This is a genomic window from Bradyrhizobium retamae (assembly GCF_001440415.1).
In the GTDB taxonomy this organism is placed as follows: domain Bacteria; phylum Pseudomonadota; class Alphaproteobacteria; order Rhizobiales; family Xanthobacteraceae; genus Bradyrhizobium; species Bradyrhizobium retamae.
Map to the genome: position 1 here is coordinate 110,925 of NZ_LLYA01000024.1, position 15,003 is coordinate 125,927.

The following is a 15,003-nucleotide window of genomic DNA, read 5'->3' on the forward strand; positions in this document are numbered from 1 at the left end:
GACAAGGAATGACGGGAGGCTTGCCATGGAAGCCGTGCAGAAGACGCCGGAACGCGAGGCGTTCTACAAGAAGATCGACGGCGACAATCTCTCCGCGTTGTGGAACGTGCTGGGCGACCTCGTCACGCCGGAGCCGCGCAGCGCCTGCCGGCCTCACTTATGGAAGTTCGATTCGATCCGCTACTACATGACCGAGGCCGGCAAGCTGATCACCGCCAAGGAAGCCGAGCGGCGGGTTCTGGTGCTGGAAAATCCGGGGCTACGCGGCCAGTCGAAGGTCACGACCTCGCTGTTTGCCGGCGTGCAGATGGTGGTCCCGGGCGATGTCGCGCCCGCTCATCGGCATAGCCAATCGGCCTTGCGCTTCGTGCTCGAAGGCAAGGGCGCCCATACCACCGTCGATGGCGAGCGCACGGCGATGGAGGCCGGCGATTTCATCATCACGCCGTCGATGACCTGGCACGATCATTCCAACGAGACGAATGAGCCGATGTTCTGGCTCGACGGTCTCGATATCCCGATGGTGCAGTTCTTCGATGCTTCGTTTGCCGAAGGGTCAAATGAGGACCAGCAGAAGATCTCCAAGCCCGCCGGCGACAGCTTTGCGCGCTACGGCCACAATTTGCTGCCGGTCGACGAGAAGCGAAAATCCAAGACCTCGCCGATCTTCAACTATCCCTATAGTTACACCCGCGAGGCGCTGGAGCGCGCCAAGGCGCGCGACGAATGGGACGCCTGCCACGGGCTGAAACTGAAATTCTCCAATCCCGAGACGGGCGATTTCGCGATGCCGACCATCGGCACCTTCATCCAGTTACTGCCGAAGGGTTTCAAGACCGCGCGCTACCGCTCGACCGATGCCACCGTATTCGCCGCGATCGAAGGCAAGGGCCGCACCCGGATCGGCGACCAGACGTTCGAATGGGGCGCGCGCGATCTGTTCGTGGTGCCGAGCTGGCACTGGGTCACGCACGAAGCGGATGTTGATTCAGTGCTGTTCTCTTTCTCCGACCGCCCGGTGCAGCAGAAGATCGACCTGTTCCGCGAAGATCGCGGGAATGCGTGAGGTAATGCGAGAATTCGTAGGGTGGGCAAAGCGAAGCGTGCCCACCACTTCCATCTCCGCAAGAATGGTGGGCACGTCGCTGACGCTCCTTTGCCCACCCTACAAGTCCGTAATGACGGCAGCTCAACCATTCACCGCCAATGTAACAACCGCGCTTCCAGCACGTTGATCGCCTTGCCCACCGCAAGCCCGAACAGCGACAGGATCACGACGCCGGCGAGGAGCTGATCGGTCTGCATCAGATTGCCGGCCTGCAGCACGAAGGCGCCGATGCCGAACTGCGCGCCGATCATTTCCGCGCTGACAACGAGTAGCAGCGCGACCGACGCCGTAATGCGGAAACCCGCGAGGATCGAGGGCAGCGCGCCGGGCCAGATCACTCTGATGACGATGGCATGGAACGGCACGTTAAAACTCTGCGCCATTCGGATCAGGTTGCGCGGTACCGCGTCGACGCCGCTATAGACCGAAATCGCGGTGGAGAAGAACACCCCTAACGCAATGGTCGCGATCTTCGGCTCTTCGCCGATCCCGAGCCAGAGGATCAGGAGCGGCAGCAGCGCGATCTTCGGAATCGGAAACAGCGCGGAGATGAAGGTGATGCCGACGCCGCGCGCCAGGGTCGAGAGGCCGATTGCAAAACCGACGATCACGCCGGCCATCGTGCCGATCAGCCAGCCTGAGCCGATGCGAACGACGGAAGCGGAAACGTGCTGCCAGAGTGCGCCACTGACGGCGAGTTTGTAGATCGCGACCGCGATCGCTGATGGCGCCGGCAGGAACAGCGGATTGACCCAGCCGGCGCTGCCGGCGAGTTGCCACAGCGCGATCGCCAGCGCCAGCGCGATCCAGCCGGAAGCGCGGCCACCGCCCGGCATAAAACCCGCGCCGCGGAAGGCGACGGGCCGCGCAACGCTCCCGTCCTGCTGCGCATCCTGCGAGGGTGCGCGCTCAAGCATTTTGAACCTCACGCTCGGCATCGATCGCCTCCTCGCGGATCAGCGACCACAACTGGTTCTGCAACGTCAGCAACTTGCCGCGGGCGTCGATGCCGCCGCGTTCGGCACGCGTCATCGGGATGCTCACGACCTCGCGCACGCGGCCGGGTCGGCGCGACAGCACCACCACACGGTCGGCAAGCCGCACCGCCTCTTCCAGATTATGCGTGACGTAGACCGCGCCCATCGCGCCATCGGCGAGCAGCCGGACAAAGTCCTCCATCAGCAATTCGCGGGTCTGAGAATCCAGCGCCGACAGTGGCTCGTCCATCAGAAGAATCGCAGGCCGCACCGCAAGCGCCCGCGCGATGCCGACGCGCTGGCGCATGCCGCCGGACAATTGCTTCGGATAGGCGCCGCGAAAATCAGACAGGCCGGTGCGGCGCAGCGCGTCATCGACGACGGCTTGGCGCGCGGCGGCATCGAGCGCGGTATGAACCAGCGGGAACGCAACATTCGCTTCCACCGTGCACCAAGGCAGCAGTGCAAAATCCTGGAACACGAAGGTCAGCGGATTGAGACTGTTGTCCGGTGGCGCGCCGCGCAGCTCTGCCCGCCCCTCGCTCGGCCGCAACAGTCCGCCCAGGATCGACAGCAACGTGCTCTTGCCGCAGCCTGACGGCCCGACGATCGCGACCACCTCGCCGGAGGCGACGGTGAACGACACGCGGTCGAGTACGTCGAGGCCGCCGAAGCGATGACTGATATGATCGGCGATCAGGTCCATGTGGGTCCTAGTTCGATGCCAAACCCGTCGTTGCGAGTCTTCTCAATCCGCCTTCACATATTCCTTCTCGATGATCGCATCCGCGGCAAATCCCTTGTCGACAAAGCCCTGCTCCTGCAGCCACGCGATCTGGTTATCGACGTTCTTGACGTCGAGCTTGCCGTCGGGATCGATATAGGCGCAATTGCCGACCACCTGCTCGACCGGCAGATTGGTGTACTTGGCGATGATCTCGAGTAGCGGCTTTGTCTTGTCGTTGATCTCGGCCTTGCCGTCCTTCACGGAGGCCAGGATCACGTCGTGATACTCGCGGTCGGCGCGCACCAGCGCGCCCAAAAGCTTCGTCACCAGCGCCTTGTTGGCAAGCGTCTTCGGTGAAGCAAACACCGCGCCTAACTGCCACGGCGTCTCATCGCCCACCCAACCGAGAAACTTGGCGCCACCGGAATCCACCAGCGCCCGTGCGGTCGAGATCGGCAGCAGGGCCGCATCGACGGTTTCGCCCTTCAGCGCCGCGGCGGCATTGGACAGCGACTGCAGCGGCATCACCTTCACGTCCGCAAGCTTAAAGCCATATTTGTCGGCGAGCAGCCCCAGCGAATAGTGAAAGCTGGAGCCGACTTGAGTGACCGCAATGCGCTTGCCGGCGAGATCCTTCGGCGTCTTCAACCCCGCGGCATAGGCGTTGTTGCTGGCGAAATAGCCGATCAGCGGATAGCCGGCCTTCTCGCGGCTCATGCCGCCGATCACCTTCAGCGTGCCCTTGCCGGCGAGATTATAGAGCCCGGCGGTAAATGCCGTAATGCCGAAGTCGACGTCGCCGGAGGTGGTCGCCACCGCGATCGGCTGCGCCGCATCAAAGAATTTCAGCTCGATGTCGAGCCCGGCGTCGCGGAAATAGCCCTTGTCCTGCGCGATAAACACCGGCGCCGAGGATGACAGCCGCAGCACGCCGATTTTTGCCTTGAGCGCATCATCGGCCCGTGCCACCCCGCCCGCCGCCATCGCCAACAGGCCCGCCAGCGCGAGCCGCGCAAACTTCATCATCCGGTTTCCTCCGCCTCTTTCTATAGTCCATCGGGCAAGCTCTGGTCCCGTCCGATGAACGCACCCTGTTGTTTCAACGTTTGTTGCAACTTTTCAACTGCAATGTCGCGCGGAATCGTATTGCCTGATAGCGCCAATGCTGCGGCGAGACCGGCTGCCTCCCCCATCGCAAAGCAAGCGCCGGAGACCCGCGCCGCCGACTGGCCCTCATGGGTCATCGAGGCGCAGCGTCCGGCCATCAGGAGATTGTCTATGCCCTCAGGCACCAGCATGCGATACGGCAATTCGTTGAAGCCGCGCGATTCCGGGATCGGCGGAAACTTGAAGAGGACGTCGCCGGCGACATGCTGCTCCATCGGCCAGCCATTGACGCCGATGGAATCCTCGAACGAGGCGCAGCCGAGCACATCCTCGCCCGACAGCATATAGCCGCCGACCACCCGGCGCGTCTCGCGGATGCCGAGCTGCGGCGGCAGGTCGACGATGTAGGATTTTTCGAAGCCGGGCACGGTGCGCAGGAATTCGAATGCCTGCACGGCCTGACGGCGGCCTTCGATCTCGCCGCGTGTCATCTGATCAGGATCGATGCCGCTGACCGCCGTGCCGTCCTCGCGCGCGAGCTGGGTAAAATTCACCCGCCACTCGATCGCCGAACGCTGCGGCCGCACGATCGCGAACTTGCGCGGAAAACGATGCGTGCCCGCGGCTTCGGCCTTTTCCATCAGCGCCGGGATAGTCCGCCACGCCTCGCCTGCCCTTTCGGGATCGATGCCGTTGAGGCGCAGCATCATCGATGGGTAAAGCATGCTGCCGGCATTGTCGCCGACTTCGAAGGGTGTGCCCGCCCAGGCCGCGAGATCGCCGTCGCCTGAGCAATCGATGAATATGCCCGCGCGCACTGCCTGACGCCCCGCCTTGGTTTCCACTATCAGCGCGTGGATGCGCTTCTCATCATCCATCACCACACCGGCGCCAAGTGCGTGAAAGAGGATATCGACCTTGTGGGCGGCCAATAGATCGTCGGCCGCGATCTTGTAGGCCGCGGTGTCATAGGCCTGCGCAAAAATCTTGCCGAGGATCAGATGCGGCGCGTTGAGCCCATCGAGCCGGTCGATCCGCGCGAGCAGGTCGGACGCAATCCCCTGCACCACCCGGCGCATCTCGCCATGCACGTTGGCATGCAGTCCGCAAAAATTGGTCACGCCGGCGGCGGTGCCCATGCCGCCGAGAAAGCCGTAGCGTTCGATCAGGAGCGTGCGCCTACCGGCGCGCGCAGCGGCCACGGCGGCCGCGATGCCGGCGGGCCCGCCACCGAGGACGGCAACATCATATTCGCCATAGACTGGTACCCGGCGCGCGGGTTCTTCGATCGTTTTGGCCGACACTGGTCGCCTTCCGTCCCTGTTTCTTGTTGCCGGCACTATGAATTGACACGTAACGGACTACAATCCGGCAAATTGCGCGATTAGCTTTCTCGAAACGTGAAAAGTGGATGGATACGCTCACCAATCTCCAGGCCTTTTTGGCCTCCGCCGAGGCCGGCGGCTTTTCAGCCGCGGCCCGCAAGCTCAACGTTTCGACCTCGGTCGTGTCGAAGCGAGTCACGCAGCTCGAGGACCAGATCGGCATCGCGCTGTTCCGCCGCTCGACCCGCCAGTTGCGATTGACTGAAGCAGGCCAGCGCTATCTGCATCGCGCGCGCGGCGTGGTGGCTGACGCCAGCGATCTTCTCGCACGCATGGGCGAGAAGGACCGCGACCTCGTCGATCACCTTCGCATCAAGGCCCCCACCTCGCTTACCATCGCCCGGCTTGCCGATGCATTCAGCGCCTTCCAGACGCAGAATCCGCGGCTGAAGCTTGAAATCGTGCTGATCGACCGGCCGGTCGATCCAGTGACGGAAGGATTTGATATCGCCATCGGCGCGTTTCCGCATGCATTCGGCGGCGTCGTTGACGAGCCGCTCTGCTCGCTCAAGCGGCTGCTATGCGCCTCGCCCGCCTATCTCGCAGCCCATGGCGTGCCCCAGCACCCGCGCGAACTGGTCGATCATCATTGCCTGAGCTTTCTCCCCACCGGATCAGAATGGACGTTTGACGGGCCGCGTGGCCGAACCAGCATCCAGGTGCGCCCGCTGTTGAGCTCAAACGAAGGCCATGTGCTGGTGAAAAGCGCGATCGCAGGCAACGGCATTGCCTTGATCTCGCACTATCTCGTGGACGATGCGCTGCGGAGCGGCACATTGCAGGCACTGCTGCCGGATTTTGCGATTCCCGAACTGTGGGTCAAGGCAGCCATTCCCGAGCGGCGGGTGAATGCCGCGGCCGTGCAGGCGCTGCTGCAGCATTTGAGACGCGCGCTCTCGCCGGCGCTGTAAGGCGCAGGAGGCGCTTACGTTCCGACCTGCAGCGGCGAAGTGAGCTTGCGCAACGCCGCGATCACCGAGAGCGCGGTGATGCGGCCGGTTTTCGGATTTTCCGAGGGAATGTTCTCGATCGACATCGTGAACGAGGCCGAGTCGGATTCGACCCTGATCTGGTGGCAGTTCCGCGTCACCGCCGGATCGGCCCAGATTTCGATCGTGGTGCGGTCGGGCCCGATGCCGGCCAGCGACAAGGCCGCCACCACGTTCACATTGGCGGGAAAGGCGGCGGCCGCATCGCGCGCCGAGCCCTTGAAGACACGCAGCGCGGATGTCAGGCCCTCCATGGAGATCCCGTTCTCGACGAGATAAGGCGCGCCGGCGAGACCTCGGGGCGGCTTGCGCGTAACCATCTGCACCGAATGGATGGTTCCTTCGGCGGCGGCTGAAACCGCGTCGAAGCCGATCAAGGCGCCGGTCGGCACGATGATCTGGCCGCCATGCGCCCGGGCCAGATCGGCGAGATCGGGTCGCGGCAATAGTGCGCTGGCGCTCAACACCATCACCTGCTTGCCGGCGGTTAGCATCGGCCGGCAGATCTGGTCGAGAATTTCAGCCGGCGCGCATTCGACAACGAGGTCGGCATGTGCGGGCAAGTCATCGAGCGAAACCAGCGGACACGAAATACTCTCGCGCTCAAGCCAGGCCTGCGCTTTCGCCTGATCCCTGGTCGCGATGCCGCAGAGAACGAGACCCGGCATACCCTGCGCAAGCTTGCGCGCCACCGTTCGGCCGATCTCGCCCAGTCCGGCAATGGCGATGCGTTTAGAGGACATCTACCCGGCTCCCCATCTCGCAGCCCGCTTCTCCGCAAACGACGCGAGCCCCTCCGACGCCTCCGCCGTCTGGCGCCGCGCCGAGTGCATTTTCACCAGCCGCGCGTAGGCCTCGTCGTCGACGCCCATGCCGCCGAACGAGCTCTCCATCGCCAGCCGCTTGGTTTCGGCCAGCGCTTCGGGACCGTTGGCGAGCAGTTGCTCGACCACCTTGGCGCCTGCCATTTCCAGCTCCGCCAGCGGCACCACCTCATGCACCAACCCGATACGGCGGGCCTCTTCCGCGCCGAACCGTTCGCCGGTCAGCGCATAGCGGCGGACCTGGCGGACGCCGATGGCGTCGCAGAGTTGCGGAATGATGATTGCGGCGGTCAGGCCCCAGCGCACTTCGGTGATCGAGAACAGCGCATTGTCGGCGGCGATCACGACGTCGCAGGCCGAGATCACGCCGGTGCCGCCGCCGAAACAGCCGCCCTGCACCAGCGCGACCGTCGGGATTGGCAGCGTATTCAACCGCTGCACGGCCTCGAACGTCGCGCGCGACACGGCCTCGTTCTCGTCAGCCGATTTCGGCCGCACGCCGTTGATCCATTTCAGGTCGGCGCCGGCCTGGAAATGCTTGCCATTGCCCTTGAGCACGACGACGCGAAGATTTTGCTTCTTGCCGAGATCGTCCATCGCCGCGAGCACGCCGCCGATCAGTGCGCCATCATAGGCGTTGTTCACCTCGGGGCGATTGAGGGTGACCGTTGCGACGCCGCGCGCGTCGAGATTCCATAAAACCGGATTGGCAGTCATTCGGCGGTCCCTTTTATCGTCGTTCGTTGTGGGAGGACTATGCCGAGACAGCGGAAGCTGATCCATCTCTTTTGGCCATGGCAGTGATGCAAACCTTATCGCCGGTTGCGCAGTGTCGCCGGCTTGTGGAAACTACCCCTTCAGAGGCCGCTTCAGCAGGATTTTCCGTCCATGCGGATTTGCATTTTCGGTGCGGGAGCCGTCGGCAGCCATTTTGCGGTGCGGCTCGCACTGGCAGGACATGACGTTTCCTGCGTGATGCGGGGAGCGCATCTGGATGCCGTGAAAGCCAACGGGCTGACCCTGCGGGTTGGAGATGGCGAGTTCAAGGCGAAGGTCAGCGCATCCAGCGATCCCGCCGCGCTGGGCCGGCAGGACGTCGTGATTTGCACGTTGAAAGCGACAGGCCTCTCCAGCCTCGCCGCTGGGCTGCAGCCGCTGCTCGGCAGTGACGCCGCCGTGGTGTTCGCGCAGAACGGCATTCCCTGGTGGTACGATATCGGGCTCTCGCCAAGCCATCCGCCGGTGCCGGATCTGGCCTTCCTCGATCCTGGCGGACGCCTGCGTGCGGCAATCCCGAGAGAGCGCATCGTTGGCGGCGTGGTGTTTTCATCGAATGAAGTCATCGCGCCGGGCGTGGTCGCTAACCTCTCGCCCGAGCGCAACCGGCTCCTGATCGGCGAGTGCGACGACCGCGCCAGCGAGCGCGTCGCGGAGCTGCGCGCCGCGCTGAACGCAGCTTCGATCGACTCGCCCGAGGTCACGCAGATCAGGGAGACGATCTGGTCCAAACTCCTGACCAACATGTCGATGTCGGTGCTGTGTTTGCTGACCGGACAGACTGCGCGCGCCGTCCGCGACGATCCTGATCTCGCCGACATCGTGCCGCGCCTGCTGGATGAGGCCAACAACGTGGCGCAAAGCTGCTTTCCACAAGCCAAGCGCGTGACGCGATCCGGCCCCGCGCCCGACCACAAGCCGTCGATCCTGCAGGATTACGAACTCGGGCGCGCTATGGAGATCGACGTTTTGGTCCGCGCGCCCGCCGCCTTCGCCCGCGCCGCCGGACTTTCGACACCGATGCTCGACATGATGGCCGCGCTGGCGATCCGACAGGCGCGCGACAAGGGGCTCTACCAGACCTGAGAACAGCAAGTGGAAACCGCATCATGCATGTCAAAGACAAGGTCTGCGTCGTCACGGGAGCCGCGAGCGGCATCGGCGAGGCGGTGGCGCGCGCCTATGCGGAGGCCGGCGCGCGTGGCGTCGTCGTCGCCGACCTCAAAACCTCGCGCGAGAAGCTCGCCAAGGTCGCGGGCGACATCGACGGGCTGCCGATCACGGCCGACGTCGGACTGGAGGAGGACATCAAGGCACTGATCGCGGCGGCCGAAGACAAGTATGGCCCGGTCGACGTGTTCTTCTCCAACGCCGGCCTCTCGCGCAAGGGACAGGAGACCGCGTCTGACGCCGACTGGGAGGTGAGCTGGCGCGTCCATGTCATGAGCCATGTGTTCGCGGCCCGCGCGCTGGTGCCCGGCATGCTCGCACGCGGCTCCGGCTATCTCCTCAACACCGCGTCCGCGGCGGGTCTGCTGGCGTCGCTGAACTCGATGCCGTACGGGGTGACCAAGAACGCTGCGGTGGCGCTCGCCGAGCATCTCGCCATTCAGTATGGCGACCACGGCATCCGCGTCTCCGTACTGTGCCCGCAATCGGTGCAAACGGGCATGACGACGCCCGGCCCCAGCGCGGCGCGGATCGACGGCGTATTGCAGCCGCCGGAGGTGGCGCGCATGGTGATCGAGGCGATGGCGGAAGAACGCTTCCTTATCCTGTCGCACCCGCAGGTTGCCGAATACATCCGGCGCAAGGCCTCCAACCGCGACCGCTGGCTCGCCGGCATGCGCCGATTGCGCGACAAGATCTACGGCGGGCCGCAACAATAGCGTTTTCGAGCGAAGTGGGTGCCGGTTCGCGTAAAGAAAACGCGTCAAAATAAAGAATCTAGAGCTTCGGTTCTGATTGGATCAGAACCGAAGCTCTAGCCTGAGGCTTTCGGCGCGAACGGCTGCAATATTCCGGTGTAGTTTTTAACGCCCGGCGACGCATAGGAGCCGCGCCGCGAGGTCGTCAGCTTCAAACCAGCCAGCGCCTCGGCCTGCTTCACCGCGGCTGCCACACCGTCGACGACCGGCACGCCGAACTTCCGCGACAGTTTTTGCGCGAGATCGGCCATGCCCGCACAGCCGAGCACGATCGCCTCCGCGCCCTTCTCCAGCGCGCGGGCAATCTCGGCTTCAAGCTTCGCTTCCGCGCCGGAGCCCGGCTTTTCGAGATCGAGCACCGCGACGTCGCAGGCGGTGACCTGCACCCTCTCCGCAAAGCCATAGCGGCGCACCAGCTCTTCGAGCGGCACGATCGAGCGCGGCAGTGTGGTGACGATCGCGATGCGTTTTGCGATCTGACCAGCCGTTATCAGGGCGGCCTCGCAAATACCGACCACCGGAAAGGGCGCGGCGGTGCGCGCCGCATCGAGCCCGGTGTCGTCGAAGCAGGCGATGATGCCAGCGTCAGCATCCCGTGCATTCATCAGCGCCTGTATCAGGCCGGGCACGGCAAACGCCTCGTCGTAATAGCCTTCGATCGAGACCGGCCCCATCGCCGAGGTCACGGCGGATATTTCGGTGCCTGCTGCGGCGACAACGCGCGCGGCGGCGCCGATTGTTTCCGTCATTGAGGTAGTCGTGTTCGGGTTGACGATCAGGATTTTTGTCATGACGTATCGTAGTTCAGAAAGCGACGAGCGCAACCATATCCGTCGTCCCTGCGGTTCGCAGGGACGACATCGGAGGGCTAACCGATGACCTCGTCTACCCATGCCGCAAACGCATCCAGCGCCTCGTCTGTCACCTCGCGATCGTTCCGCCCCGAACTCTTCAGCACATGGAAAGAATGATCGGCGCCATCAAGCAAATGCAGCGCCGCGCGCAATCCCAGGCTCTTCACGACCGGCTCGAGCAGTCTGAATTCGGCAAGCGCGTCGCGCGTGCCTTGTAAGAACAGCATCGGGACTGTGACGTCGGCGAGATGCCTGGCCCGCTCGCTGGACGGCTTGCCGGCCGGATGCAGCGGAAAGCCGAGAAACACCAACCCGCAGACACCCGGCAACGGCGAAAGCGCCTGCGCCTGCGACGTCATCCGCCCGCCAAACGATCGGCCGCCCGCGATCAGTGGCAGCGCGGCAAAGCGTCGCCCGGCTTCCGCCACGGCCGCTCGCACCGTTGCATGCGCAACCGCAGGCGGATCGGGCCGCTTGCCGCCTTTTTCCATGTAGGGAAACTGATAGCGCAGCGTCGCGATGCCGCGCTCGGCAAGGCCCGCGACAACCGTCTCCATCGACTTGTGTGTCATGCCCGCGCCGGCCCCGTGCGCAAACACGTAACAGGCGCGGGGCTGTGGCGGCTGCACCAATAGCCCCGAAACGGCCTCGTCGGGGCCGTTGTCGAGTCGCAAGTGTTCCGCCGCTTCTGCCGTCATGTGATCTGTCCGACACTTTTCTGCATGATGGCGACTCTATACTGGAAAACGCCCGGCAAATAATGACCGGCGAGTACCGTATCCCGCGGCCCTCAAGGATTTGGATTCATGGACAGACCTACGGCGCGACTATAAGATGGCATCATATTCAACCGCACGCCGAGGGTGATTCGCCTTGCGGCGTTTTTTGATAACAGACCGATATTGCGCGCCACCGGCGCGGTTTTAATGAGGGCAGGCCATGCGGGGCAAAAGGATTGCGAAAATTGTGATCGCGCTGGCGGTCGTCGGCATCGGTTACGCCGCCGTCAAGGACGACGTCGCCAAGCTCTGGCAGGATCTTCACGTCAAGATCGTGGAGCATCCCACACCGAAGAAAACCGTCTGGCTCGACCAGGGCATCGCCAAGGAAAAGCTGAGCTGGTTCTATCACGCCGATCAGGGAACGCGGACCTTCGGCTTTCCCTACGAATGGTTCATGGCGCTGGAGCAGCCGACCATACCGTGGCTGTTGTTCACCTCCCCCGGCCTGTTCAGTGATTCCGCCTATCTCGATCGCTATGGCTTCATTGCCGATACCGTCATCCCCGGCAAGAAGGCACTCCCGATCGGCTTCGCGCAGGGCGGTCCGATGTTGGACCCGACCGGTGCGCCGTGGAAGAACCCGCGCAACAAGCAGAACATGACCGGCGTCGGCCTGACCTGTGCGGCCTGCCACACCGGCAGCTTCACCTACAAGGACACCGCCGTCGTCATCGACGGCGGACCGGCGCTCACCAACCTGTTCGCGATGAAGCAGGGCATGGGCATCTCGCTGTTGCTCACGCGCTACTGGCCAGGTCGGTTCGACCGCTTCGCCGAGCGCATCCTCGGTCCGGACTCCACCGTCGACGACCGCGAGACGCTGAAGAACCAGCTCGACCAGGTCCTTGCCCAATACAAGCAGGTCAAGAATCTGGAAGAACGTGTCGCCTCCCAGAGCATCGTGGAAGGATATGGACGGCTCGACGCGCTGAACCGGATCGGCAACCAGGTGTTTTCGATTGGCCTGAAGAAGCCGGAGAACTATGTCGGCTCCTCCGCGCCGGTGCATTTTCCGCGGATCTGGAACACGCCGTGGTTCGACTGGGTGCAGTACAACGGCTCGATCATGCAGCCGATGGTGCGCAACGCCGGCGAGGCGCTTGGCGTATCGGCGGAGCTCAATCTGACCGAACCGTCAAAGGGTCTATACAAATCGAGCGTCGACCTGAAGTCGCTCGACGAAATGGAGCAGATGATCAAGGGCAAGAAGCCGCCGAACGCGAAGGACGGATTCTCAGGCCTGAAATCTCCGAAATGGCCGGGTGATATCCTGCCGCCGATCGACCAGAAGCTGGCCGACAAGGGCGCCGAACTCTACAAGACCCATTGCCAGGAATGTCACCGGCCGCCGGTGACGAGCGAGGCGTTCTACGATTTCAACAACAAGGACTGGTGGACCAAGAACGAGGCGGGCGAGGCAATCCTCAAGGTCGAGAACGTTCCGATTTCGCACATCGGAACCGATCCCGCGCAGGCGGCGGACATGCTGGCCCGCACGGTCGCGGTTCCCGACCATCTCGGAATCAAAAGCAGCGGTTTTGCGTTCGCACTCGGCGAACTCGTCGAGAAGACCGTCAACACCATCTACGATCAGCAGAAGCCGCCTGTGAGCGTTCCGGAGCGGAAACGGATGGATGGCTACATGCCGAACGAACTGCGGGGCGAACTGGCCTACAAGGTCCGTCCGCTGAACGGCGTGTGGGCGACGCCGCCCTATCTGCACAACGGCTCGGTGCCGACCATCGACGATCTGCTCGGCGACCCGGAAAAGCGGCCGACGAAATTCTATCTCGGCAGCCGCGAATACGACCCCGTGAAGCTCGGTTACAAAACCGACCCGATCGCCAATGGATTCGAATTCGATACATCCATTCGCGGCAACTCGAACAGGGGCCACGAATTCAGGAAGGACTTCAGCAAGGAAAAGGAGATCAAGGGCGTCATCGGACCGGCGCTGTCGGCCGAGGATCGAAAGGCGCTGATCGAATACCTCAAGACGCTCTGAGTCATCCGAGCTGAGTCGTCCGAGCTGAGTCATTCGAGCGCCTTCGCGGCCGGGCTTCGCCCGGCCGTCGCCACCTGCGCGCCGGCCCCGCCGCGTCGGAATCTAACGGCTGGCCACCAGCCGCAAATGCGGTTTGATCGTTTCCTCAAGCTCGGCCTTGAGCTGGTGCACGCGCGGATCACCCGAGCGCGCCGCGCACAGCGAATATTGATTGACCGAGCACGCCAGTGCGCGCCGCTCCTCGGCGGTCCGCGTCACTTCCGGGCTGGACAGTTTCAGCACCATCCCGCCGAGTTGCACGAGCATTTCGTCGAGCGCCCGACCCATTCCGGCAATTTGATCCATCGCACCACTCCCTCTGGAAGGAGTAATGATCGGCGCGCCCGGCCGTTCCCGCGCACGCTCGGTTAGGGATAATCAGAAGTAAACGGACCGCGATTCGCCCGCATATCGGCTTGAAGGAATCATGATCAATTGAAGGAGGCGGGCCCCGGTCTGCTCTGGAAAACGCCGCAATTGCGGCGGCCGCGCCCGTTACCTATGCTGCCGTCCTGTTCCGCACGAGGCCCCGCATGATCCCGCCGCTCGATCCCGTCGTCGCCCAGATCATTCCGCTGCTGCCGCTGCGCGATCCCGCGACCATGACACCGCAGAGCGCGCGCGATGCGCTCCGCGCATTGGCGGCCTCGCGCGCGGCAGTTCCGCCGCCTCCGGTGATGAGCACGGAAGACGTCAAGGTGAAAGGCGCGGCCGGATTCCTTGCCGCGCGGGCCTACCGGAACTCGAACGAAAAATCGCCGACGGTCGTGTTCTTTCACGGCGGCGGCTGGGTTGCAGGCGATCTCGAAACCCATGACCGGCAGGCGCGCTGGCTCGCGATCGAGACCGGTGCTGTCGTCGTCTCGGTCGATTACCGCCGCCCGCCCGAGGTGCGCTTTCCCGGCGCCTTCGACGATGCCTTCACGGCCACACAGGACGTCATCGCCCGCATCGCCGAATTCGGCGGCGATGCCGCGCGCGTCGGCATCGCCGGCGACAGCGCGGGCGGCAATCTGGCCGCCACCACCGCGATCGCCTGCCGCGACGCCGGCATCAGGCTATCAGCTCAGTTGCTGGTCTATCCCGTCACCGACGTTGCCGGAAGTTTCGCAGACGCGACGGAAAACGCCCGCTTCCCCTCGCGCAGCGAGAACGCCGAAGGCTATTTCCTCACCCGCGCCACGATGGAGTGGTTTTGCGGCCATTACCTCGAAGACAAAACGCACGGCACCGACTGGCGCGTCTCGCCGCTCCGCGCCAAGAACCTTGCAGGCGTGGCGCCGGCGATCGTCTGCACCGCGTGGTTCGATCCGCTCCGCGACGAAGGCAAGGCCTACGCCGATGCGCTAAAGGCCGCCGGCGTGCCGATCAGCTATTGCGACGGCCTTGGCCTGATCCACGGCTATTTCGGCCTCGGCGAGGCGTCGGAGACCGCGAAGCGAGAAGCGCAGCGGGCGCGGGCGGATTTCAAGGCGCTGCTCGAAGCGGGCGTCTAGCAAGG

15 protein-coding genes are annotated in these 15,003 nt (G+C 63.9%); 6 read left to right on the forward strand and 9 right to left on the reverse strand.

Annotated elements, in window-relative coordinates; genetic code table 11:
* Positions 1 to 25: 25 nt before the first annotated feature.
* Positions 26 to 1,066 (forward strand): gentisate 1,2-dioxygenase, encoded by a 1,041-nt coding sequence (gene gtdA, locus CQ13_RS05640; RefSeq protein WP_057842008.1) that lies wholly within the window; start codon positions 26 to 28, stop codon positions 1,064 to 1,066.
* A 131-nt stretch (positions 1,067 to 1,197) separates the two neighbouring features.
* Here the strand turns inward: gtdA and CQ13_RS05645 are convergent, their stop codons facing one another.
* Genes CQ13_RS05645 through CQ13_RS05660 form a run of 4 tightly spaced genes read right to left on the reverse strand, consistent with a single transcriptional unit; the run spans position 1,198 to position 5,223 of the window.
* Complete coding sequence (locus CQ13_RS05645; protein WP_057842009.1) at positions 1,198 to 2,025, reverse strand: ABC transporter permease; 828 nt, start codon at positions 2,023 to 2,025, stop codon at positions 1,198 to 1,200.
* On the reverse strand, positions 2,018 to 2,791 hold the full coding sequence (locus CQ13_RS05650; protein WP_057842010.1) for an ABC transporter ATP-binding protein: 774 nt from the start codon (positions 2,789 to 2,791) through the stop codon (positions 2,018 to 2,020). The genes CQ13_RS05645 and CQ13_RS05650 overlap by 8 nt, the downstream gene beginning before the upstream one ends.
* 42 nt (positions 2,792 to 2,833) lie before the next feature.
* On the reverse strand, positions 2,834 to 3,838 hold the full coding sequence (locus CQ13_RS05655) for an ABC transporter substrate-binding protein (RefSeq protein ID WP_057842011.1): 1,005 nt from the start codon (positions 3,836 to 3,838) through the stop codon (positions 2,834 to 2,836).
* Positions 3,839 to 3,858: 20 nt separating this feature from the next.
* Positions 3,859 to 5,223, reverse strand: coding sequence for an FAD-dependent oxidoreductase (locus tag CQ13_RS05660; protein WP_057842012.1), 1,365 nt, complete (start codon positions 5,221 to 5,223; stop codon positions 3,859 to 3,861).
* Positions 5,224 to 5,330: 107 nt separating this feature from the next.
* Between CQ13_RS05660 and CQ13_RS05665 the strand changes: the two genes are divergently transcribed.
* Positions 5,331 to 6,215: a LysR family transcriptional regulator gene (locus CQ13_RS05665; RefSeq protein ID WP_057842013.1), complete on the forward strand. Its 885-nt coding sequence runs from the start codon at positions 5,331 to 5,333 to the stop codon at positions 6,213 to 6,215.
* 14 nt (positions 6,216 to 6,229) lie between these two features.
* Here CQ13_RS05665 and CQ13_RS05670 read toward each other — a convergent pair whose 3' ends face one another.
* Both CQ13_RS05670 and CQ13_RS05675 read right to left on the reverse strand, forming a co-directional pair.
* Positions 6,230 to 7,036, reverse strand: coding sequence for an aspartate dehydrogenase (locus CQ13_RS05670; RefSeq protein ID WP_057842014.1), 807 nt, complete (start codon positions 7,034 to 7,036; stop codon positions 6,230 to 6,232).
* On the reverse strand, positions 7,037 to 7,834 hold the full coding sequence (locus tag CQ13_RS05675; RefSeq protein ID WP_057842015.1) for an enoyl-CoA hydratase-related protein: 798 nt from the start codon (positions 7,832 to 7,834) through the stop codon (positions 7,037 to 7,039).
* Between the two features lie 171 nt (positions 7,835 to 8,005).
* Here CQ13_RS05675 and CQ13_RS05680 point away from each other — a divergent pair, with 171 nt between their 5' ends.
* Together CQ13_RS05680 and CQ13_RS05685 are read left to right on the forward strand one after the other, a co-directional pair.
* Positions 8,006 to 8,980, forward strand: coding sequence for a ketopantoate reductase family protein (locus tag CQ13_RS05680; RefSeq protein WP_057842016.1), 975 nt, complete (start codon positions 8,006 to 8,008; stop codon positions 8,978 to 8,980).
* Positions 8,981 to 9,003: 23 nt separating this feature from the next.
* Positions 9,004 to 9,783 (forward strand): SDR family oxidoreductase, encoded by a 780-nt coding sequence (locus CQ13_RS05685; RefSeq protein ID WP_057842017.1) that lies wholly within the window; start codon positions 9,004 to 9,006, stop codon positions 9,781 to 9,783.
* A 95-nt stretch (positions 9,784 to 9,878) separates the two neighbouring features.
* Here the strand turns inward: CQ13_RS05685 and CQ13_RS05690 are convergent, their stop codons facing one another.
* Together CQ13_RS05690 and CQ13_RS05695 are read right to left on the reverse strand one after the other, a co-directional pair.
* Positions 9,879 to 10,613, reverse strand: coding sequence for an aspartate/glutamate racemase family protein (locus CQ13_RS05690; RefSeq protein ID WP_057842018.1), 735 nt, complete (start codon positions 10,611 to 10,613; stop codon positions 9,879 to 9,881).
* A 77-nt stretch (positions 10,614 to 10,690) separates the two neighbouring features.
* Positions 10,691 to 11,374 carry an alpha/beta hydrolase family protein gene (locus CQ13_RS05695; protein WP_057842019.1) on the reverse strand — a complete coding sequence of 228 codons (684 nt, stop codon included), beginning with the start codon at positions 11,372 to 11,374 and terminating at the stop codon, positions 10,691 to 10,693.
* Between the two features lie 241 nt (positions 11,375 to 11,615).
* Between CQ13_RS05695 and CQ13_RS05700 the strand changes: the two genes are divergently transcribed.
* Positions 11,616 to 13,463, forward strand: a complete 1,848-nt coding sequence (locus CQ13_RS05700) for a di-heme-cytochrome C peroxidase (RefSeq protein WP_057842020.1) — start codon at positions 11,616 to 11,618, stop codon at positions 13,461 to 13,463.
* 102 nt (positions 13,464 to 13,565) lie between these two features.
* On the opposite strand, the gene CQ13_RS05705 is transcribed toward CQ13_RS05700, so the two are convergent.
* Positions 13,566 to 13,808 carry a hypothetical protein gene (locus tag CQ13_RS05705; RefSeq protein WP_057842021.1) on the reverse strand — a complete coding sequence of 81 codons (243 nt, stop codon included), beginning with the start codon at positions 13,806 to 13,808 and terminating at the stop codon, positions 13,566 to 13,568.
* A gap of 227 nt (positions 13,809 to 14,035) precedes the next feature.
* Between CQ13_RS05705 and CQ13_RS05710 the strand changes: the two genes are divergently transcribed.
* Positions 14,036 to 14,998 carry an alpha/beta hydrolase gene (locus CQ13_RS05710; protein ID WP_057842022.1) on the forward strand — a complete coding sequence of 321 codons (963 nt, stop codon included), beginning with the start codon at positions 14,036 to 14,038 and terminating at the stop codon, positions 14,996 to 14,998.
* Positions 14,999 to 15,003 lie beyond the last annotated feature (5 nt).